Source organism: Devosia sp. 67-54 (genome assembly GCF_001899075.1).
Lineage (GTDB): Bacteria > Pseudomonadota > Alphaproteobacteria > Rhizobiales > Devosiaceae > Devosia_A.
The window spans coordinates 345,856-366,647 of sequence record NZ_MKVA01000002.1; the positions used below are offsets into that span (position 1 = coordinate 345,856).

Genomic DNA, 20,792 nt, shown 5'->3' on the forward strand with positions numbered 1-20,792 from the left:
AGCATGAAGATCACCGATCTGCGCTGCGCCGTCATCGGCCGGCATCCCATCGTCCGCATCGTCACCGACGAGGGCCTCTACGGCCTGGGCGAGGTGGAATTCACCAAGACTTACCTCAAGCCGTGGGTGCTGCATTTCCGCGACGCGCTGGTGGGCGAGGACCCCACCGACGTCGAGCGGGTGATGCTGAAGATCCGCCAGCGCGGCTCGTTCAAGCCCTATGGCGCGGCGGTGAGCGCCATCGAGCATGCGCTGTGGGACATCGCCGGCAAGGCGGCCAACGTGCCGGCCTACAAGCTGCTCGGCGGCAAGGTGCGCGACAAGGTGCGCTGCTACAATGGCAGCCTGCGCAAGAAGCGCACCGGCGACCGGCCGGAGGACTATGCCGCCGACGTCAAGTGGATGAAGGAGCTGCCCGAGAACTTCTTCATGATCAAGCAGGGAATCTCGTTCCACTCGAACATGAAGGACACCATCGACGATTTCCACTACGGCGTGGTGCAGACCAAATCGGGCTATCACGGCGCGATGGACCAGGGGGTGATCTCCGAGCACGGCTTCAACCACATGCTCGACTGCGTCATCGCCATGAAGGAGGTGCTGGGCGACACGGTGTCGCTGGCGCTCGATTGCGGGCCGGGCTGGATGCTGCCCGACGCCATCAAATTCGCCCGCGCGGTCGAAAAGTACAACATCATGTGGCTCGAGGACATGCTCACCGGCGACTACGTGCCGTGGGTCAACCCGCAGGCCTATCGCGAGCTGACGCTGTCGACCTCGACGCCGATCCATACCGGCGAGCAGATCTACAGCCGGCACAATTTCAAGGAGCTGATCGAGACGCAGGCGGTGCGCGTCATCGGCCCCGACCCGGCCGATATCGGCGGCATCGCTGAGCTCAAATGGGTGGCCGAGCACGCCTACATGCATTCGATCCTGATGGCGCCGCACGGCACCGCCAACGGCCTGCTCGGCCTCGGCGCGCTGATCAATGTGTGCGCCACGCTGCCGGCCAACTACATCGCGTTCGAATATCCCAGCGCGTCCGACCCGTGGTGGGAGGAGATCGTCACCGGCCTGCCGTCCGGCCGCATCGTCAACGAGTCGATGATCGACCTGCTCCCCGGCCCCGGCCTCGGCCTCGACATCGACGCCAAGGCCGCCAAACGCTATCTGCGCGAGGAAGATGCGGGGTTCTTCGACTAGGGCGGCGGCGCAGCCCGGTGCTAAGCTCGGGCCATGGGGCAGTTCGGAAGCTATGCCGTCTATATCCTCGCCAGCCGCAAATATGGTGCGCTCTATATCGGCGTCACCGGCAATCTGCTCGGTCGCGTGATCACGCATCGCGAGGAACTGCTCCCCGACTTCACCTCGCGCTACCACATCCACAACCTCGTCCATTTCGAGTTCTACGATCTGCCGCGAGATGCGATCGCACGCGAAAAACGGCTCAAGAAGTGGCGGCGCGAGTGGAAGATCGCTCTGATCGAGACGACCAATCCCGATTGGCACGATCTGTTCGACGAGATCGTGGGGTAAGCATCCACGATATCCCCCTCCCACCGGGTCATCCCCGCGAAAGCGGGGACCTCCGTTTGCTGGAGGTGCAGTCGGCGGTGCGGGGTGAGCCGGGCGACGCCCGGCCCGGTCCACCGGGGCCGTGCCTCGCTCCGCCAACGGAGGTTCCCGCTTGCGCGGGGATGACCCGGTGGGGGAGGGACGAGGGAGGGGAATTGGCAGCGAAGGTCCGCCACGTTCTCAACGCGGCATAGCGTGATTGGACGCAAAAGCGACATCTGCCGTCCCACCTCCGTGTCATCTCCACGAAATTCGTCCTTCCATCCACCGGGTCATCCCCGCCAAGGTGGGGACCTCTGTTTGCCGCGGGTGCAGTCGGCAATGCGAGGACGAGCCGGGCGACGCCCGGCCTGGTCCACCGGGGCCGTACCCTCGCTCCGCCAACGGAGGTTCCCGCTTGCGCGGGAATGACCCGGTGGGGAGGGACAAGGGAATGACCCGGTGGGGGAGGGGACAAGGGAGTGGAATTGGCAGTGAGGTCCGCCACGTTCTCAACGCGGCATAGCGTTATGGACGCGGAAGCGACATCTGCCGCCCGCCTCCGTGTCATCTCCACGAAATTCGTCCTTCCATCCACCGGGTCATCCCCGCGCAAGCGGGACCTCCGTTTGCCGCGGATGCAGTCGGCAATGCGGGGGTGAGCCGGGCGACGCCCGGCCCGATCCACCGGGGCCATCTCCCGCGCTGCCAACAGAGGTTCCCGCTTGCGCGGGAATGACCCGGTGCGCGTGGTGACGATTGGCGGCTACGGCAGGGGCTGGCCGCCGATGCGGGTGACGGCTTCGGCGCCGGCGGCGATGCCGGCTTTGAGGCAGGCGTCGACCGGCTTGCCGGCGAGTTCGCTGGCGATGAAGGCGGCGGCGAAGGCGTCGCCGGCGCCGGTGGTGTCGATGACGTCGCTGGGCGGCGCCGGCAGCGACAATTGCACGCCGGTGCGGCCGCCGATGGCGGCGCCGGCGACGCCGCGCTTGATCACCACGCGGCCATAGAAGCGGCCCAGCGTCTGCATCTGCAGATTGAGGTCGACCGAACCGGTCAGCTCCAGCGCCTCGTCGAGGTTGGCAAAGATGGTGCCCACCCCTTGCGTCCATTTGAGGAAGGCTTCGGCGCCGACTTCGCGCAGAAACCCCACCGAGGCGGGGTCGACCGCGGTGGCGACGTTGCGCTCGCGCGCCGCCTTGAGCAAGGCGATCACGGCGCCGCGCGGCCCGGCGGTGAAGAACGAATAGCCCGACACCATCAGCAGCTGGACGTCGTCGAGCAGGCTCTGCGGCAGGTCGGCGGCGCAAAGCTTCAGATTGGCGCCGCGGTCGGTGAGGAAGCTGCGCTCGCCGTCGGCGTCGACGATCGAGATCAGCACGCCCGAGGGCGCCTCGGCGTCGCCGACGAGCAGCGGCTCGACGCCGCGCGAGCGGAAATAGGCGATGTTGGCGTCGAGCTCGGCGGCGGCGACGCGCGCCACGAACTTCACCGGCACCCCGATCGAGCCCAGCCAGACGGCCTGGTTGGCGCCCGAGCCGCCGGGGCGCGAGCGGATGGTGGCGCGGCGGTCGGAGCCGCGCACCATCGGCCCCTCCGGCATCACGATGACGTCGGTGATGACGTCGCCGACGACGAGGACGCCGCTCATCGCGCCATCCGCCGGCTCAGCGCCACGGCGATGGCGGCGGCGACGCGGGCGTTGTTTTCGACCAGCGCGATGTTGGAGACGAGGCTCCTGCCGCCGGTCAGCTCGAAGATGCGCTTGAGCAGGAACGGCGTCGTCGCCTTGCCGGCGATGCCGGCCGCGCCGGCGTCGGCGAGAGCCTGCTCGATGGTCGCGGCGATCATTTGCGGGTCGAGCGCGTCGGCCGCGGGGATCGGGTTGGCGACCAGCACGCCGCCCATGCCCAGCCGGAACTGCGTGTCGAGCAGCGCCGCCACCGCCTCTGGCGTGTCGAGCCGCTGGTCGACGGGATGGCCGCTGCCGCGCGTCCAGAAGGCGGGAAACTCGTCGGTGCCGTAGCCGACCACCGGCACGCCCTTGGTTTCGAGCACTTCCAGCGTCTTGGCGATGTCGAGGATGGCCTTGGCGCCGGCGCAGACCACCGCCACGGGCGTCCGGCTCAGTTCCTCGAGGTCGGCGGAGACGTCGAAGCTCAGCTCGGCGCCGCGATGCACCCCGCCGATGCCGCCGGTGGCGAACAGCTGGATGCCGGCGAACTCGGCCGCCTGCATGGTGGTGGCCACCGTGGTGCCGGCGATGGCGCCGGAATTGAGCAGCGCGGCGACGTCGCGGCGCGACGCCTTGGCCGCCGTAGCGCCGGTCTCGGCCAGGCGGCGGAGATCGGCGCCGGCGAGGCCGACCCGGAACGCTCCGTCCATGATGGCGATGGTGGCCGGGATGGCGCCGGCCGCCCTGACGATGGCCTCCACCCTGCCCGCCATTTCGAGGTTCTGCGGGTAGGGCATGCCGTGGGTGATGATGGTCGATTCGAGCGCGACCACCGGCCGGCCGTCGGCGAGCGCGTCGGCGATCTCGGGGCTGATCTTGAGCAGGTCGGAAAGGGGCACGTGCGGGGCAGTCCTTGGCCGTTTCCGCCCTATAGAGGGTGCGGCGCCAACCTCGTCAAGGGCCCCGGAAATTCGTGGCTGCCGAAGTCTTGTTCCTCCCCGGTTTTGGTCTTAGGGTCGCCGCTCGTTGCAACCACCCTTTCGGGGCATTCGCTGAAGATCATGGTCCCTGGTCCCGACCGGCCCCCCGACCGTTTCGCGCGCTGCCGACACGGCGCCGCCCCCCGAAGCTCCGGCACTCCTGCCTGCCGCCTGGCGCAGATGCAGCCGCCGGTCCAGCCATATCCAAGCCGCCGCACGCTGACCCCTGCGGCGGTTCAGCTTTTTGCCTAATCCCCGCGCCCGAGCGGGGTCGAAGAAGGAGAATCCCATATGAAGACATCATCGTTCGCCGTCGCCGTCGGCGCGCTGCTGCTGACGACGGCGGTGGCCGCGGCCCAGGAGGAAAAGGTCCTCAACCTCTTCAACTGGTCCGACTACCGCGCCGAGGACACGCTCGACAATTTCACCAAGGCGACCGGCATCAAGGTGGTGGAGTCCAACTACGATTCCAACGAGATGCTGGAGGGCAAGCTGGTGGCCGGCAATTCCGGCTTCGACGTGGTGGTGCCGTCGGGCTTCTTCCTGCAGCACCAGATCCCGATCGGGCTCTACCAGAAGCTCGACAAGTCCAAGCTGCCCAACCTCAAGAACATGGACCCCGCCATCATGAAGGCCACCGAGGCCTTCGATCCGGGCAACCTCTACGCCGTCGACTACATGTGGGGCACCACCGCGCTCGGCTACAACGAGGATCTGATCAAGGCCCGCATGCCGGACGCGCCGGTCGACAGCTGGGACCTGCTGTTCAAGCCCGAGAACGCGGCCAAGTTCGCCGATTGCGGCATCACCGTGCTCGACGCGCCGGCCGAGGTCATGGCCATCGCGCTCAACTATCTGGGGCTCAACCCCAACAGCGAGAAGCCGGAGGAGCTGAAGAAGGCCGAGGACCTGATGACCTCGATCAAGCCCTACATCCGCAAGTTCGATTCCTCGGGCTATATCGACGACCTCGCCAATGGCGATGCCTGCCTGTCGATCGGCTATTCGGGCGACGTCTACATCGCCAAGGATCGCGCCGAGCAGGCCGGCAAGGGCGTCAAGGTGCGGTACGTGATCCCCAAGGAAGGCACGATCGAGTGGTTCGACATGCTGGCGATCCCGGCCGACGCGCCGCATCCGGAGAATGCGCTCGCCTTCATCAACTACATCATGGACCCCAAGGTCACCGCCGACATTTCGGACAACGTGTTCTACGCCAACGGCAACAAGGCGGCGTTCGACCTGACCAGCAAGGACATCACCGGCGATCCCAACATCTATCCGCCGGCCGACATCGCCGCCAAGCTGACGCCGCTGCAGGCGCACAGCGACGGCTTCACCCGCGATCTGACGCGCACCTGGACCCGCATCAAGACCGGCCAGTAAACGACGACAGGGGCGGAGCCACCGGCTCCGCCCCGCCGATGAGGGGCGCGCCATCCGATGGCCAAGAAACCGCAGATCGCCGCCGACACCAGGCCGTGGCGCGATCCCAACGCCAAGCCGTTCGTGCGCATCCGCGACGTGACCAAGAAGTTCGGCGACGTGGTGGCCGTCTCCGAGGTGTCGCTCGACATCTTCAAGGGCGAGCTGTTCTGCCTTTTGGGCGGCTCCGGGTCGGGCAAGTCGACGCTGCTGCGCATGCTCGCCGGCTTCGAGGAGCCGACCGCCGGCGCCATCGAGATCGACGGCCAGGACATGGCGGGGGTGCCGCCCTACCGCCGGCCGATCAATATGATGTTCCAGTCCTACGCGCTGTTCCCGCACATGACGGTGTGGAACAACATCGCCTACGGGCTGAAGCGCGACCACCTGCCGAGGCCCGAGATCGAGGCGCGCGTGGCGGAGCTGCTGAAGCTGGTCAAGCTCGAGGGCTATGAGCGGCGCAAGCCCAACCAGCTTTCCGGCGGGCAGCGGCAGCGCGTGGCGCTGGCGCGGGCGCTCGCCAGGCGGCCGAAGCTGCTGCTGCTCGACGAGCCGCTCGGCGCGCTCGACAAGAAGCTGCGCGAGGAAACGCAGTTCGAGCTGGTCAAGATCCAGGAGACGCTGGGCGTCACCTTCATCGTGGTGACGCACGACCAGGAAGAGGCGATGAGCCTTGCCACCCGCATCGGCGTCATGAACCAGGGCGAGATCGCCATGGTGGGCGAGCCCAGCGAGATCTACGAATTTCCCAATTCGCGCTTCGTCGCCAATTTCATCGGCTCGGCCAACATGGTCGAGGGCGTGGTCACCGAGGACGAGCCCGACCATGTGCGCATCCGCTCGGCGGAGCTGGGCGCCGACATCTATGTCGACCACGGCGTCGACTGCTCGCCCGAGCAGATCCTGTGGTGGGCCATCCGGCCGGAAAAGATCCGGCTGACGCGCGAGAAGCCGGCGGTGCAGGCGGGCGTGCCGCCCGACACCAACATGACCAAGGGCTTCGTCGAGGACATCGCCTATCTGGGCGACATGACGGTGTATCAGGTGCGGCTCGACAATGGCCGCTACATGCGCGTCACCAAGGCCAATGCCCTGCGCGGCGACCCGGACGCCATCTCGTGGGACGAGACGGTGTGGGCGAGCTGGTCGGGCTCGTCCGGCTCGGTGCTGACCTCGTGAGCGCCATGGACCTGCCGGCCGCCGCGGCGGCGCCCGAGCGCGGGCCCTGGCCGCTGCTCAGGCGCTGGCTGGTGCGCATGGGCATCACCGGGCGCTGGGCGGTGATCCTGCCGCCGGCGCTGTGGCTCACGGTGTTCCTGCTGATCCCGGTGCTGGTGGTCTTCAAGATCTCGTTCAGCGAGGCGGTGGTGGCGCGGCCGCCCTATCTGCCGCTGCTGACGTTCGGCGAGGACGGCGAGGTGCAGCTCACGCTGCACCTTTCCAATTACATGTTCCTCGGGCAGGACACGCTCTACATCGCGGCCTATCTCAACTCGATCAAGATCGCCTTCATCTCGACCATCCTGGCGCTGCTGGTCGGCTATCCGATCGCCTATTTCATCGCGCGCTCGTCCGACCGCTGGCGCAACATCCTGCTGATGCTGATCATCCTGCCGTTCTGGAGCTCGTTCCTGCTGCGCGTCTATGCCTGGATCGGCTTTCTCAAGAACAACGGCGTCATCAACAATGCGCTGCAGGCCGTCGGGCTGCCGCAGGTGACGATGCTCTACACCGATTTTGGCGTCTATGTCGGCATCGTCTACACCTACCTGCCGTTCATGATCCTGCCGCTCTACACCACGCTGGTGAAGCTCGACGATGCGCTGCTCGAGGCCTCGGCCGATCTCGGGGCGCGGCCGTTCCGCACCTTCCTCAGCGTGACGCTGCCGCTGTCGCTGCCCGGCATCATCGCCGGCTCGATGCTGGTGTTCATCCCGGCGATCGGCGAGTACGTGATTCCGACGCTGCTCGGCAGCCCCTCGACGCTGATGATCGGCCGCGTGCTGTGGGACGAGTTCTTCGCCAACCGCGACTGGCCGCTCGCCGCCTCGGTCGCCATCGCCATGCTGGTCGTGGTGGTGGTGCCGCTGATGCTGATGCAGAACGCGCAGAACGCCGTGGTGGAGCGCAAATAGATGAAGCGCGGGCCGCTCATTCCGATCATCGCCACGCTCGGCTTCGTGTTCCTCTACGCGCCGATCATCTCGCTCATCGTGTTCTCGTTCAACGAGAGCAAGCTGGTGACGGTGTGGGGTGGCTTTTCCACCAAATGGTATGGCGAGCTGTTTGCCGATCCGCAGGTGCTGAACGCCGGGCTGCTGTCGCTGCGCGTCGCGGCGGTGAGTGCCAGCATCGCGCTGGTGCTGGGCACGCTGTGCGGCGTGGCGCTGACGCGCTTCCGCCGTTTCCGCGGCAAGACGCTGCTGGCGGGGCTGGTTTCGGCGCCGCTGGTGATGCCCGACGTGATCACCGGGCTGAGCCTGCTGCTGCTGTTCGTCGCCATGGAATCGCTGATCGGCTGGCCGGCCGGGCGCAGCGAGCTCACCATCGTCCTCGCGCACTCGACCTTCTGCATGTCGTACGTCACGGTGGTGGTGCGCTCGCGCCTCGCCGACCTCGACCTCAGCCTCGAAGAGGCGGCGCAGGACCTCGGCGCGACGCCGGCCCGGGTGTTCTTCGACATCACCCTGCCGATCATCGCGCCCGCCCTGGTCTCGGGGTGGCTGTTGAGCTTCACCCTGTCGCTCGACGACCTGGTGATCGCGAGCTTCGTCTCCGGCCCCGGCTCGAGCACGCTGCCGATGGTGATCTTTTCCAAGATCAAGCTGGGCGTGTCGCCCGACGTCAACGCGCTCGCCAGCGTCATCATCGGCATCGTCGCGCTCGGCGTCGTGATCGCCACCATCCTGCAATTGCGCCGGCCGCGCACGGCGCGGGCCTAGGCGCCGGCGGCGCCCGGCCGCACAAACATCACAAACTCGTGGTGTTGCTCGGCGGTGACGGTGCGGTAACTGTCGTCCGTGTAGGACTTTGGGGCAGTAGTTTCGGGCAGATTCGGGTCGATGCGCTTGCCGGTTGCGAGAATTTTCGGGATGGTCGCGGTGCTGCTGGCGGCGCTGCTGCTGGCGTCGTGCTCCGACATTTTGCCGCGCAATTCCTCGATGAAGGCGGTGCAGCCGCTGAAGCAGGCGGCGATCAACCGGCTGGCCGAGATCGGCTCGACCCCCGGCGCGCCGATGATGATCCGCATCTTCAAGCAGAGCAGCGAGTTCGAGGTCTGGAAGCAGAGCAAGGCCGGGCCGTACAAGCTCTACAAGACCTATGCCATCTGCGCCTGGTCGGGCACGCTGGGGCCCAAGATCAAGGAGGGCGACCGGCAGGCGCCCGAGGGCTTCTACAACATCACCCCGGCGCAGCTGAACCCGAACTCCAACTACTATTTGAGCTTCAACACCGGCTTTCCCAACAAGTTCGACCGGGCCTGGGGCCGCACCGGCGCCAATCTGATGGTGCATGGCGACTGCTCGTCGGCCGGCTGCTATTCGATGACCGACGAATCCGTTGCCGAGATCTACGCGCTCGCCCGCGAAACCTTCAACGCCGGCAACACCGTCATCCAGATGCAGATCTTCCCCTTCCGCATGACGCCGCAGAACCTGGCGCTGGTGGCCGACAATCCGAACCTGCCGTTCTGGATGGACATCAAGGAAGGCTACGACCGCTTCGAGCTGGCCAAGACGCCGCCGAGCTGGGACGTGTGCGAGAAGAAATACGTGTTCGACCTCAAGGGCCCGAACGGGGCGGCGCTCGATGCCGCGGCCGCCTGTCCGGCCCGCGGCAGCGACACACTGCTCGCCGCGCTCAGCGCCAAGGAGGCGGCGGACGACGCGCAGTTCAAGACACTGGTGGCGCAGATCGCCGACCGCAACGCCAAGAGCGCGGCCGACAAGCAGGCCGCCGAGGCCGAAAAGGAAGCGGCCAAGGCGCGCGGCGAGGCGATCGGCGGGTTCATCTCCGGCGTGTTCGGCGGCGGCAACGCCCGGACGGCGCAGCCGGCGGCCAGCGGCAGCACCACCGTCGCGCCGACGCCGATGCCCCGCCGCTTCGGCTGATCTCGCCAAAGCCGCGCCGGCACGCTATTTCCGCCAAGATCGTCGGCTAGCCGTTTGAGCATGGATCGTTTGCGCCGCCTTTGCGGAACCGTGGTTTCCGCGTCCCCTAGCTTTGCCCCCGCGACGGGGTGGGCCTGATGGATCGCGTCATTTCGCTGCTCGCCGCGCTGGTGGGCCTGATCGCGCTGGGCGGCGCCATCCTGGTGCACACCAACGCCGACACGCAGCGGCGCGAGATGGCGACCGAGATCGCCCAGCTCAAGGCCTCGATGTCGCTGCTCGGCGCGCCGGGGGCGGCGAGCGGCAAGACGCATACCGCGGCGCCCTTGCTGCCGGCGGCCGCCTCGTCAGTTGCGCCGCCGAGCCAGCCATCGGCCTCCATGCCGTCGGCGTCGATGCCCTCGGCCGCCGCCTCGGCGCCGCCGACCGACGACACCGCCAGGGCCATGCAGGATCTGCAGGCGCGGATCGCCAGCCTCGAACAGGTCGCGTCGTCGCAGGCGGCCGAGCTCGATGCGGCCCGCGCCCGGCTGGCGGCGGCGTCGGCGCCGCCGACCGATGTCGCAACGGCCGAGCCGGCGGCCGTCACGCCGCTCACGGCGGCCACGGCATCGGGCGCGCCCACGGCAACGCCGAGCGCGGTCAGCACCGACGGGCCGACCAAGGACTGCATCCCGCTCGGCACGCGCTTCATGGGGCAGTCGGGCGACAGCTTCCCGCTGTGCAAGACGCACATCGTGCTGAAGGTCGCCGCCGTCACCGACGGGCTGGCCACCATCAGCGGCGCCGGCGACGTGGCGGTAGGCGCCACGGTGCCCTACAACAAGGGCTGCATGCTGGCGGTGTTCTCGGCCGACGACAGCGGCTTCGCCGAGATGCGGGTCACCTGCCAGTAAGGCCGGCGCGGTCCGGCGTCAGGCGAAGGCGCCGAGCTTGCCGAAATGTTCGGCGAGCAGGTAGTAGACCGTGACGCGGTTCTTGGTGTGGTCGGCCTTCATCTTTTCGCCCACCGCCGCGATCGCCTTGTCCAGCTCGGCGTCGGTCTGGGTCAGCCCCAGCTTCTTTTTCAGGAAATTGTCGCGCACCCGCGCCGTCTCGGTCTTGTCGGTGAACGAGACCAGCGAGCTGTCGCGGTTGTGCAGCGCGATCCCGCAATATTTCACGATCCCGGCGATCGCCTTGGAATCCGCGCCTGGCGCATATTTCTTGACGTCGACAGACCAGTCTTCAGCCACAGCAGCCTCCTTTGTCATGGTCGGGCCGAGCTAAAAACGTGCCGGCCGGGGCGTCAATATACTTCCACGCAAGATTCGCGCTCCCCCGTAGGGGGTTTGCTTTTATGCGCCAATGGCGTATATCGTTCGGGCGATGAAGATCGTCCGTACCAGTCGCTATGTTCGCGACCTGAAACGGCTGCGGGTTTCGGCGGGAGACGTCGCCCGGCTGGAACAGGCCATCGTGCTCGATCCGGCCGTCGGCGACGTGATTCCTGGCCTGAGCGGCATCCGCAAGCTTCGTTTCGGGTTCGGCAACCAGGGCAAGCGCGGCGGCGGGCGGGCGATCTACTTCCTCATGCTGGCAGATGATGTGGTGGTGATGCTTCACATCTACGCCAAGAACGAAAAGGGCGATCTGACGTCGCTGGATCGGCGGATCCTGCTCGGGATTGCGAAGGAGTACGGCAAATGACCACCGAGAAGCGTTCGGAACTGGGATTGGCCCTCGAGGAGGGCTTGCGCGAGGCGCTGGCCTGGAAGCGCGGCGAGATCGCGCTCGAGGTGGTCAACATCGATCCCATGCCGGTGGAGCGCATTCGCGCCATTCGCCGCAAGGTGGCGCGCTCGGCCCGGCAGTTCGAGAAGCGGTTCGGCATTCCTGCCGCCACGATGAACAATTGGGAGCAGGGGCGGCGCCGCCCCGATCCCGCCGGCCGGCTGCTGCTCAAGGTGATCGAATTGCATCCCGAGGCGGTCGAGCAGGCCGCGCACGCGGACTGAAGCGTCGCCGTCCCGATATGGCCGCTAGAAGCTGCCGTGGCAGTGCTTGAACTTTTTGCCTGAGCCGCAGGGGCAGGGGGCGTTGCGGGAGACGCCGACGAGGAGCTTGGGGTCGATGGGCCTGAGCCGCGGATCGGCTTCGGCCACGTCGCCGCCGAGACCGGCCAGCGCCCCTGCCGCCGCCAGCGCGCCGCCGATGGTGCCCGAGACCTGGCTCGCGGCATCGTTCTCGCCCAGATCGGGGTCGATGTGGATTTCGCTCAGCCGGCCGAAATCGGGCTGCGGCGGCGGCTCGGGGGCGCGCATCTGGACTTCGACGTGGCTCAGCTGCCCGATGACCATCTCGCGCATGTCGGCCAGCAGCTTCTGGAACAGCTCGTAGGCTTCCTGCTTGTATTCGTTCAGCGGATCGCGCTGGGCGAGGCCGCGCCAGCCCACCACCTTGCTCAGATGGTCGAGCGTCACCAGATGCTCGCGCCAGAGCTGGTCGATCGACTGCAGCAGCAGCGACTTTTCCACCTGCCGCATGATCTCGGGGGTGTATCTGGCGATCTTGGCCGCGGCGTAGTCGTCGGCGGCCTTGGTCAGGCGCTCGTGCACCTGCTCGACGTCGATGCCCTCTTCCTCGGCCCAGTGCTTGGCGTCGATGTCGACGCCCAGATATTGCTTGGCCTCGGTGGTGAGCTGCTCGGTGTTCCACTGCTCGGGGTAGGAGTGCCCGGGGATGGCGCGCTGGATCACCGTCTCGACCACGTCGTGGCGCATGTCGTCGACGATCTCGGACACGTCGTCCTTGTCCATGATCTCGAGGCGCTGCTCGAAGATGACCTTGCGCTGGTCATTCATCACGTCGTCGTATTTGAGGATGTTCTTGCGGATGTCGAAATTGCGCGCCTCGACGCGGCCCTGCGCCCGCTCGATGGCCTTGGTCACCCAGGGATGGGTGATCGATTCGCCCTCTTCGAGGCCGAGCTTGCCCAGCATAGAATCCATGGATTCGACCGGGAAGATGCGCATCAGATCGTCCTGCAGCGACAGGAAGAACTTGCTATGCCCCGGGTCGCCCTGGCGGCCGGAGCGGCCGCGCAGCTGGTTGTCGATGCGGCGGCTCTCGTGCCGCTCGGTGCCGATCACCAGCAGGCCGCCGGCGTCGAGCGCCTTCTGCTTGTCGCGGGCGATCTGCTCCTTGATGCGGGCGATCTTCGAATTGCGTTCTTCGCCCTCGAGCCCCTCGGCTTCCTTCTCGATGCGCATGTCGAGATTGCCGCCGAGCTGGATGTCGGTGCCGCGGCCGGCCATGTTGGTGGCGATGGTCACCGCGCCGGGCACGCCGGCATCGGCGATGATGTGCGCTTCCTGCTCGTGGTAGCGGGCGTTCAGCACCTGCATGTTGCCGATGCCCTTGGCGCGCAGCAGGTCGGCCAGCATCTCGGACTTTTCGATCGAGGTGGTGCCCACCAGCACCGGCTGGCCGCGCTTTTGCGCATCGAGGATCACATCGGTGATTTCGGCAAACTTTTCCTCGGCGGTACGGAAGATGGCGTCGTCGTCGTCCTGGCGCCGGATCGCGACGTTGGTCGGCACGGTGACGACGTTGAGGTTGTAGATGTTGGCGAATTCTTCCGCTTCGGTGGCGGCCGTGCCGGTCATGCCGGCGAGCTTCTTGTAGAGGCGGAAATAGTTCTGGAAGGTGATCGAGGCCAGCGTCTGGTTCTCGGGCTGGATCTTGACGTGTTCCTTGGCCTCCAGCGCCTGGTGCAGGCCTTCCGAATAGCGGCGGCCCGGCATCATGCGGCCGGTGAACTCGTCGATGATCACCACCTCGTCGTTGCGGACGATGTAGTCCTTGTCCTTGTTGAACATCTTGTGGGCGCGCAGCGCCGAATTGGCGTGGTGCACCAGATTGACGTTCTCGAGGTCGTAGAGCCCCTCGCCCTTGAGCAGGCCGGCGTCGCGCAGCAGCCCCTCGAGCTTTTCGGTGCCGCTTTCGGTGAAGGTCACCGAGCGCTGCTTCTCGTCGTGGTCGAAATCGCCCTCGCCGATCTGGAGCATGATCTCGTCGACCTTCATGTAGAGGTCCGAGCGGTCCTCGGTGGGGCCGGAGATGATCAGCGGCGTGCGCGCCTCGTCGATCAGGATGGAGTCCACCTCGTCGACGATGGCGTAGGCGTGGCCGCGCTGCACCATCTGGTCGCGCGAATACTTCATGTTGTCGCGCAGATAGTCGAAGCCGTATTCGTTGTTGGTGCCGTAGGTCACGTCGGCGGCATAGGAGGCCTTGCGCTCGGCGTCGGACAGGCCATGCACGATGATGCCGACGGTGAGGCCGAGGAATTTGTAGATCTGGCCCATCCATTCGCTGTCGCGCTTGGCCAGGTAGTCGTTGACCGTCACCACGTGCACGCCCTCGCCGGCGAGGGCGTTGAGATAGACGGGAAGCGTCGCGACCAGGGTCTTGCCTTCACCGGTGCGCATCTCGGCGATGGAGCGGTCGTTGAGCACCATGCCGCCGACCAGCTGCACGTCGAAATGGCGCATCCCCAGCGTGCGCTTGCTGGCCTCGCGCACCACGGCGAAGGCCGGCACCAGCAGGTCGTCCAGCTTCTTGCCGGCCTTGAAGGCGGCGCGGAACTCGTCGGTCTTGGCCCTCAGATCGGCATCGGACAGCTTGGCCATCTCCGGCTCGAGAGCATTGATGGCGTCGACCTTGGGCTGGTAGCGCTTGACCTGGCGGTCATTGGCAGAGCCGAAAATCGCCTTGGCGATGCTGGCGAGAACCATAGGGCGTTCCTTGTCTTGATGGCGCCGCATTTCGGGGCGCGCCGGCGGTATGAATTCAGACCATCTGAAGGGCCGAAAACCGCCGCTTTTCGGGCGTTTACAGGCGTTGCGGGTATGTAAGAGCGGGGGTCAGTATTGTCAACGGAGGCGAAATCGGCCAAACCACCGGCCGCGCCGCGAGGGCAAGGCGCCTGCTGGAGCCAAGCAATCACATGACATCTCACATTTCGCCGGCGCGCCTGCCCGGCTTCCTCAAGGCCCTGGTGATCGCGCTCCTGGCGCTGACGCTGTGCGGCACCCCCTTCGCGTCGCTGGCGCAGGGCACCTCGTCCGCCGCCGCGGCCTCGTCCGCCGAGCCGGCCGCCCCGGCGGCGGGCCCGAGCCCGACCAGCGTGGTGGCGACGGTGGGCGGCCAGCCCATCACCGAGGCCGACCTCGCCTTCGCCGCCGAGGATCTGGGGCAGGATCTGCAGCAGATCCCGCAGGACCAGATCCGCGCGGTGCTGCTGGCGCAGATGATCGACCTCAAGCTGATGGCGGCGGCCGGCCATGCCGCCAATCTCGAGCAGTCGGACCTCTACAAGCAGCGGCTGAGCTACCTGCAGGACCGCGCGCTGCGCCGCGCCTACACCAAGCAGGCGGTGAGCGACACCATCACCGAAGCGCAGATCAAGGCCGAGTACGACAAGGCCATCGCGGCCATGCCCAATGTCGACGAGGTGCATGCCCGTCACATTCTGGTGAGCAGCGAGGACGACGCCAAGGCGATCAAGGCGCAGCTCGACGGCGGCGCCGATTTCGCCACCCTGGCCAAGGAGAAGTCGATCGAGCCCGGCGCCAAGGATTCCGGCGGCGACCTCGGCTATTTCACCCAGGACAAGATGGTGAAGCCGTTCGCCGACGCCGCCTTCGCGCTCAAGGTCAACGAGATCTCGCAGCCGGTGCAGACGCAGTTCGGCTGGCACATCATCCAGGTGCTCGACCGCCGCCCGGCCGCCAAGCCGACGCTGGAGCAGCTCACCCAACAGATCGGCCAGCAGCTCTACGTGCAGAAATACCGCACGCTGTTCGACCAGTTGCGCAAGGCGACCAGCATCGACATCCCGGACGCCGCGCTGAAGCAGCAGGTGGAAGCCCAGCTCGGCCCGAACCAGTAAGGTTCGGCGGGAAGATGAACAAAGGGCCGGGAGCGATCCCGGCCTTCTTGTTTAGGCCGCGGTGGCTGGAAATCGCGCTCCGGCGGGGCTATTTTCGAGACATGGACAAGGACGCAGTCATCGACATCCTGCGCCGGCATCGGCCCGAGCTCGAACGGCTCGGCGTGCGCCACGCCGCGCTGTTCGGATCGGTGGCCCGTGGTGAGGCCGGGCCGGAGAGCGACATCGATATTGCGATCGATCTCGACGTGGACCGGCATCCAACGGTCTATGACTATGTTGGCATGCAGCAATATATCGTGGGCTTGCTGGACGGCCCGGTTGATGTCGTCGATCGGGCCGCGCTGAAGGCCGGCATCCGTGAGCGGGTGGCTGCCGACCTTATTCATGCCTTTTGATCGTAACGCTGATCGGCTGGACGATATGGCCGTGGCTATCCGGCTGGCGCAGCAATTTGTCGGCGAACGCAGCTACGAGCAGTTCGAGCGCGACACGATGTGCGTTTTCGCGGTCATCCGCTGTCTCGAGATCATTTCGGAAGCGTCGCGCAGAGTGGACACCGGCTTCCGGGACCGGCATCCGGATTTGCCCTGGCCCCAAATCGCCGCCGCCGGAAATGTTTATCGGCACGAATACCCGACAGTGCGGACCGACATGGTTTGGGATACCGTGAAGATCGCCCTGCCGCCGCTACTCGCCGCGATCGAGACGGAACTGGGACCCGGCCGCTAGCGTCTTGCGCCCGCCCGTCACATCGGGCATCACGGGCCAAAATCCTGTTCGTCGCGTTTCCGAACCGGAAAGCCGCGTACACCGTTCCTGGAAACGCTCCAAAGGCACCGCCATGGCCCATCCCGTTTCTCCGCTCGCGCCCAAATCCTACCCCGAACTGCCCGAAATCGCGGGGGTGCGCTTTGCCACCGCGGCGGCGGGGATCAAGTACAAGGGGCGGACCGACGTGCTGCTGGCGGCGTTCGAGCCGGGAACCACGGTCGCCGGCGTGTTCACCTCGAGCCGCTGTCCGTCGGCGCCGGTCGACTGGTGCCGGCAGAGCCTCAAGGGCGGGGTGGCGCGCGGGCTCCTGGTCAATTCCGGCAACGCCAATGCCTTCACCGGCATGAAGGGCAAGCACACGGTCGAGGTGTCGGCCGGCTATGCCGCCAAGGCGCTGGGCGTTGCGGCCGGAGAGATCTTCCTCGCCTCCACCGGCGTCATCGGCGAGCCGCTCGATCCGGAGAAATTCGCGGCGGTGACCACCGAGACGGCCGGGCGGCTCGCAGCCGGCCCGTGGATGGAGGCGGCAAAGGCGATCATGACCACCGACACCTACCCCAAGGTGGCGAGCGCGACGGTGGATTTCGACGGCGTCACCGTGTCGATCGCGGGCATCGCCAAGGGCTCGGGCATGATCGCGCCGGCGATGGCGACGATGCTGAGCTTCGTCTTCACCGACGCGCCGATTGCGAGCGGCGTTCTACAGGGGCTGCTGCAGCCGCTGGTCGACAGGAGCTTCAACGCGGTGACGGTCGACAGCGACACCTCGACCTCCGACACCTGCCTGGTGTTCGCCACCGGCAAGGCGCCGATCGACGCCATCAACGAGAGCAGCGATCCGCGCGCGCATGCCTTCGCCGCGGCGCTCGGCGACGTGCTGCACGATCTCGCCCTGCTGGTGGTGCGCGACGGCGAGGGCGCGAGCAAGATGGTGACCGTTACCGTCGAGGGCGCCGTCGACGACCGCAGCGCCTTCCGCATCGCGCAGTCGATCGCCAATTCGCCGCTGGTCAAGACCGCCATCGCCGGCGAGGACGCCAATTGGGGCCGCGTGGTGATGGCCGTCGGCAAGGCGGGCGAGCCGGCCGACCGCGACCGGCTGACCATCGCCTTCGGCGACGTGGTGGTGGCCGAAAAGGGCGAGCGCGCGCCGGGCTATGACGAGGCGGCGGCGTCCGCCTACATGAAGAACCAGGAGCTCGACCTCCGGGTCGGCCTCGGCCTCGGCCATGGCAGCGCCACGGTCTATACCTGCGATTTGACGCACGGCTATATCGACATCAACGGCAGCTACCGGAGCTGAGATGGCGCTGCCGGGGGCCGATGTCTTCGAGCGCGCCGGCCTCAAGGCGTGGCCGGGCATCGAGGTCGAATATGATGGCCAATGGATTCGCCGCTGGGCCAATGGCTACACGCAGCGCGCCAATTCGGTGCAAAGCCTCGATCCGGGCGATGTGGCCGGCGCGACCGAACGCCTCGAGGCCAGCCGGCGCTGGTACGAGGCGCGCCGGCAGACGCCGATCTTCCGTGTCACGCCGCTGGCCGGGCCGGCCGTCGTCGCGGCACTCGACGCCGCCGGCTGGTCGAGCGTCGATGCCAGTCATCTGTTTGCCATGGAACTTGGTTCCATCGAGCCCGACCCGCGCGGCCGTCTGCACGATCTGCTCGATCCGGAGTTCCTTGCCGTGCAGCAGCGGCTGCAAGGCTATGCCGACGACAAGCTCGCGCGCATGCGGGCCCTGCTGTCGGTTATCGACGTTCCGGCCAGGGGGATTGTGCTCCGTGCCGATGGCCAGCCGGTCGCGTCGGCGCTGATGGCGGTGGCCGACGGCATCGTCGTCACCGGCAATGTGGTGACCGATCCGACGCAGCGGCGCAAAGGCTATGCCGTCGCAATGATGCGGACGGGGCTCGCCTGGGCCCGCGCGGCGGGAGCGCGCATCGCCGCGCTCAACGTTGCGGCGGACAATCCGCCGGCGCAGGCGCTCTACCGCGGGCTCGGCTACATGCATCGGTACGACTACAGCTACCGGGTGCCGCCCGCATGAGCGACAAGAAGCTGCTGCTCGTCGTCGCCTGCGCCCTGGTCGATGCCGACCGGCGGGTGCTGATCGCGCAGCGCCCTGCCGGCAAGCAATTGGCGGGGCTGTGGGAGTTTCCCGGCGGGAAGCTCGAGCCGGGGGAGACGCCGGAGGCGGCGCTGATCCGCGAGCTCGAGGAAGAGCTGGGTATCGCCACCAAAACGGCCTGTCTCGCTCCGTTAACCTTTGCGTCCCACTCTTACGAAAGCTTTCACCTTCTGATGCCACTTTTCGTCTGCCGGAAATGGCAGGGGACCCCGATTGCCCGCGAGCACGCCGCCCTCAAATGGGTGCGGCCGCAGCAGCTCAGGGAGTACCCGATGCCGCCGGCGGATGGGCCGCTGATCGCGCCGCTGTGCGATCTGCTGTGACCGGGAGGCGCCGATGCGAAGCATGCTTGTGCGGTTCGTCCATGACGACCGCGGGGCCACGGCCATCGAATACGGGCTCATCGCCGGGCTGATCGCGGTGGCGCTGATCGTCGCCATGACCACCTTCGGCACCAGCCTCAGGGTTCTGTTCAGCGGCGTCAGCGACAAATCCACCAGCGCCATCGACGCCGCCGGCGTGTGACCGCCTAGTTCTTCGTTCCAAGCACCCTGGTGAGGCTGATCTCGGCGCTGCCCGGCTTCAGCGGCTTCTGCTGGCTTTCGTGCGGCGCCCAGCCGCTCATCCAGACGATTTCGAGCGTCGCCCGCACCCGCCCGTCGAGGTCGGTGGCAAGATTGGCGTAGGCCTCCGACGCCGCCTGCAGGAGCCGCAGCGTGGCGAATTTCGTCGGCCGGTCGGCCAGCGGATTGGAGGCGCCCAGGAGCTTCAGCTCGCGCATCACCGAAAGCGGCGATTCGTAGCGCACCGTATGGGTCTCGACGTCGCTGACCGGCAGGGCGAAGCCGGCGCGCTGCAGCAGGCCGGCCGCCTCGCTCAGCGGAATGAAGGGCGCAACGCGCAGGAAGGCGCCGCCGCCGAGCCGGGCGTCGGCGCTGAGGAACGCCTCGCGCAGCTCGGTCAGGCTGTCGCCGCCGATGGCCGCGGCGAGGAACAGGCCGTCGCCGCGCAGATGCGCGCGGGCCCGCGCCAGAAAGCCCGGCACGTCGTCGACCACGTCGAGGTCGAAGATGGAGACGATCAGATCGTAATTGCGGCGCGGCAGGTCGAGCGCCTCGGCGTCGACCAGCGGAATGCCGGGTGTGTCGACCACCGTCGCCGCCCGCTCGAAGCTGAACTCGCCATTGGCGCTGCGGCCGGCGACGGGCAGGGCCGCGGCGTCGGGCGACAGGATCAGCGCCTGCGTGAAGTCGCGCGTCACCGTGCCGAGCCGGTCGGCCAGATCGGCGAGCACCAGGCGCGTGACGAAATCGTCGGCGCCGGCGGGCCGGCGGGCGAGGTGGCGGGCGATCAGCCGGCGGTCGAAGATCTTGGGCGGCGGTTTCGGGTCGGGCATGGCGTCGGACCGGGCGCGGTGGCAGGATGGCCTTATGGAGACGGGGGCGGGGCTTGTCAAAAGCGGGGCCGTCACCCGGCCGCTCAGGCGGCTGGGTACGCTGCTGCTCGATACGCTCTATCCGCCGACCTGCCTTGCCTGCGAGGCGCCGGTCGCCACCGCCGATACGCTGTGCGCCGCGTGCTTTCGGGCGCTGCGTCCGATCAGCGCGCCGCTCTGTCCGGTGCTGGGGATTCCCTTCGAGGTCTCGCTCGGGCCCGGGGCGCGCTCCGCCGAGGCCATCGCCGATCCGCCGCCCTTCGACCGCGCCCGCGCCGCGGTGGTCTACAACGAGGTGGCGGGGGCGCTGGTGGGCAAGCTCAAATATGGCGACCGGCCGGAACTGGCGCGCTTCTGCGCCCGGCTGATGGCGCAGGCCGGCCACGAGCTCTGGGGGCCGGATGCGGTGCTGGTGCCGGTGCCGATGCATCGGCGGCGGCAGTTCGCCCGGCGCTACAACCAGTCGACCGAGCTGGCGCGGGTGCTCGGCCGGCTCACCGGCCTGCCGGTCGATCCGCTGCTGGTCGGGCGCCGCAAGAACACGCGGCCGCAGGTCGGCCTGTCGGGCGAAGCGCGGCGACGCAATCTTGCCGGCGCATTCCAGCCATTACCTGACATAGCTTCACGGCTGCGGGGCCGCCGTGTCATCCTCGTCGACGACGTCGTCACCACCGGTTCGACCGTCAAGGCGGTCGCCCGGGCGCTCCTCGGAGCCGGGGTCGAACATGTCGATGTGATCAGCTTTTCCCGTGTCGTGACAGGGAGTTAGG

General features: G+C 67.2%; 23 protein-coding genes. 18 read left to right on the forward strand and 5 right to left on the reverse strand.

Annotated elements, in window-relative coordinates; all coding sequences use genetic code 11:
• The first annotated feature begins 3 nt into the window (after nt 1-3).
• A complete protein-coding gene (locus BGO82_RS02370) occupies nt 4-1,206 on the forward strand; it encodes a mandelate racemase/muconate lactonizing enzyme family protein (protein WP_291303936.1) in 1,203 nt (400 codons plus the stop codon).
• Nucleotides 1,207-1,239: 33 nt separating this feature from the next.
• Nucleotides 1,240-1,539, forward strand: a complete 300-nt coding sequence (locus BGO82_RS02375; protein WP_291303937.1) for a GIY-YIG nuclease family protein — start codon at nt 1,240-1,242, stop codon at nt 1,537-1,539.
• Nucleotides 1,540-2,323: 784 nt separating this feature from the next.
• Here BGO82_RS02375 and BGO82_RS02380 read toward each other — a convergent pair.
• Together BGO82_RS02380 and BGO82_RS02385 are read right to left on the reverse strand one after the other, a co-directional pair.
• Entirely contained in the window at nt 2,324-3,208 is an 885-nt protein-coding gene (locus tag BGO82_RS02380) for a PfkB family carbohydrate kinase (protein WP_291303938.1), read from the reverse strand.
• On the reverse strand, nt 3,205-4,131 hold the full coding sequence (locus tag BGO82_RS02385; protein ID WP_291303939.1) for a pseudouridine-5'-phosphate glycosidase: 927 nt from the start codon (nt 4,129-4,131) through the stop codon (nt 3,205-3,207). The genes BGO82_RS02380 and BGO82_RS02385 overlap by 4 nt, the downstream gene beginning before the upstream one ends.
• Nucleotides 4,132-4,503: 372 nt before the next feature.
• Between BGO82_RS02385 and BGO82_RS02390 the strand changes: the two genes are divergently transcribed.
• From BGO82_RS02390 to BGO82_RS02415, 6 genes are all read left to right on the forward strand, one after another.
• On the forward strand, nt 4,504-5,598 hold the full coding sequence (locus tag BGO82_RS02390; RefSeq protein WP_291303940.1) for a polyamine ABC transporter substrate-binding protein: 1,095 nt from the start codon (nt 4,504-4,506) through the stop codon (nt 5,596-5,598).
• Nucleotides 5,599-5,655: 57 nt separating this feature from the next.
• Nucleotides 5,656-6,816, forward strand: a complete 1,161-nt coding sequence (locus BGO82_RS02395) for an ABC transporter ATP-binding protein (RefSeq protein WP_291303941.1) — start codon at nt 5,656-5,658, stop codon at nt 6,814-6,816.
• Nucleotides 6,771-7,772 (forward strand): ABC transporter permease subunit, encoded by a 1,002-nt coding sequence (locus BGO82_RS02400; protein WP_291303942.1) that lies wholly within the window; start codon nt 6,771-6,773, stop codon nt 7,770-7,772. The genes BGO82_RS02395 and BGO82_RS02400 overlap by 46 nt, the downstream gene beginning before the upstream one ends.
• Nucleotides 7,773-8,579 (forward strand): ABC transporter permease subunit, encoded by an 807-nt coding sequence (locus tag BGO82_RS02405; protein ID WP_291303943.1) that lies wholly within the window; start codon nt 7,773-7,775, stop codon nt 8,577-8,579. It abuts the gene before it with no gap.
• Between the two features lie 150 nt (nt 8,580-8,729).
• Nucleotides 8,730-9,749, forward strand: coding sequence for a murein L,D-transpeptidase family protein (locus tag BGO82_RS02410; RefSeq protein ID WP_291303944.1), 1,020 nt, complete (start codon nt 8,730-8,732; stop codon nt 9,747-9,749).
• Nucleotides 9,750-9,886: 137 nt separating this feature from the next.
• Nucleotides 9,887-10,645, forward strand: a complete 759-nt coding sequence (locus BGO82_RS02415; RefSeq protein ID WP_291303945.1) for a hypothetical protein — start codon at nt 9,887-9,889, stop codon at nt 10,643-10,645.
• Nucleotides 10,646-10,663: 18 nt separating this feature from the next.
• Here the strand turns inward: BGO82_RS02415 and BGO82_RS02420 are convergent, their stop codons facing one another.
• Complete coding sequence (locus tag BGO82_RS02420) at nt 10,664-10,984, reverse strand: DUF2853 family protein (RefSeq protein WP_291303946.1); 321 nt, start codon at nt 10,982-10,984, stop codon at nt 10,664-10,666.
• 133 nt (nt 10,985-11,117) lie between these two features.
• Between BGO82_RS02420 and BGO82_RS02425 the strand changes: the two genes are divergently transcribed.
• Nucleotides 11,118-11,438, forward strand: coding sequence for a hypothetical protein (locus BGO82_RS02425; protein WP_291303947.1), 321 nt, complete (start codon nt 11,118-11,120; stop codon nt 11,436-11,438).
• A complete protein-coding gene (locus BGO82_RS02430) occupies nt 11,435-11,746 on the forward strand; it encodes a transcriptional regulator (protein WP_291303948.1) in 312 nt (103 codons plus the stop codon). Before BGO82_RS02425 ends, BGO82_RS02430 begins: the two co-directional genes overlap by 4 nt.
• Before the next feature lie 24 nt (nt 11,747-11,770).
• Here BGO82_RS02430 and secA read toward each other — a convergent pair whose 3' ends face one another.
• Nucleotides 11,771-14,527, reverse strand: a complete 2,757-nt coding sequence (gene secA / locus BGO82_RS02435) for a preprotein translocase subunit SecA (RefSeq protein WP_291303949.1) — start codon at nt 14,525-14,527, stop codon at nt 11,771-11,773.
• A gap of 212 nt (nt 14,528-14,739) precedes the next feature.
• Here secA and BGO82_RS02440 point away from each other — a divergent pair, with 212 nt between their 5' ends.
• From BGO82_RS02440 to BGO82_RS02470, 7 genes are all read left to right on the forward strand, one after another.
• The gene (locus BGO82_RS02440; protein ID WP_291303950.1) at nt 14,740-15,684 is read left to right on the forward strand and encodes a peptidylprolyl isomerase; all 945 of its coding nucleotides are present in this window, start codon (nt 14,740-14,742) and stop codon (nt 15,682-15,684) included.
• A 101-nt stretch (nt 15,685-15,785) separates the two neighbouring features.
• Nucleotides 15,786-16,082 carry a nucleotidyltransferase domain-containing protein gene (locus tag BGO82_RS02445; protein WP_291303951.1) on the forward strand — a complete coding sequence of 99 codons (297 nt, stop codon included), beginning with the start codon at nt 15,786-15,788 and terminating at the stop codon, nt 16,080-16,082.
• Complete coding sequence (locus tag BGO82_RS02450) at nt 16,072-16,416, forward strand: HepT-like ribonuclease domain-containing protein (RefSeq protein ID WP_291303952.1); 345 nt, start codon at nt 16,072-16,074, stop codon at nt 16,414-16,416. The genes BGO82_RS02445 and BGO82_RS02450 overlap by 11 nt, the downstream gene beginning before the upstream one ends.
• A 112-nt stretch (nt 16,417-16,528) precedes the next feature.
• Nucleotides 16,529-17,761, forward strand: coding sequence for a bifunctional glutamate N-acetyltransferase/amino-acid acetyltransferase ArgJ (argJ, locus tag BGO82_RS02455; RefSeq protein ID WP_291303953.1), 1,233 nt, complete (start codon nt 16,529-16,531; stop codon nt 17,759-17,761).
• 1 nt (nt 17,762) lies between these two features.
• On the forward strand, nt 17,763-18,506 hold the full coding sequence (locus tag BGO82_RS02460) for a GNAT family N-acetyltransferase (RefSeq protein ID WP_291303954.1): 744 nt from the start codon (nt 17,763-17,765) through the stop codon (nt 18,504-18,506).
• The gene (locus BGO82_RS02465) at nt 18,503-18,910 is read left to right on the forward strand and encodes a (deoxy)nucleoside triphosphate pyrophosphohydrolase (RefSeq protein WP_291303955.1); all 408 of its coding nucleotides are present in this window, start codon (nt 18,503-18,505) and stop codon (nt 18,908-18,910) included. Before BGO82_RS02460 ends, BGO82_RS02465 begins: the two co-directional genes overlap by 4 nt.
• Before the next feature lie 13 nt (nt 18,911-18,923).
• Nucleotides 18,924-19,112, forward strand: coding sequence for a Flp family type IVb pilin (locus BGO82_RS02470; RefSeq protein ID WP_291303956.1), 189 nt, complete (start codon nt 18,924-18,926; stop codon nt 19,110-19,112).
• A gap of 4 nt (nt 19,113-19,116) precedes the next feature.
• Here the strand turns inward: BGO82_RS02470 and BGO82_RS02475 are convergent, their stop codons facing one another.
• Nucleotides 19,117-19,983 (reverse strand): SAM-dependent methyltransferase, encoded by an 867-nt coding sequence (locus tag BGO82_RS02475; protein WP_291303957.1) that lies wholly within the window; start codon nt 19,981-19,983, stop codon nt 19,117-19,119.
• A gap of 34 nt (nt 19,984-20,017) precedes the next feature.
• On the opposite strand from BGO82_RS02475, the gene BGO82_RS02480 reads away from it, so the two are divergent.
• A complete protein-coding gene (locus BGO82_RS02480; RefSeq protein ID WP_291303958.1) occupies nt 20,018-20,791 on the forward strand; it encodes a ComF family protein in 774 nt (257 codons plus the stop codon).
• Nucleotide 20,792 lies beyond the last annotated feature (1 nt).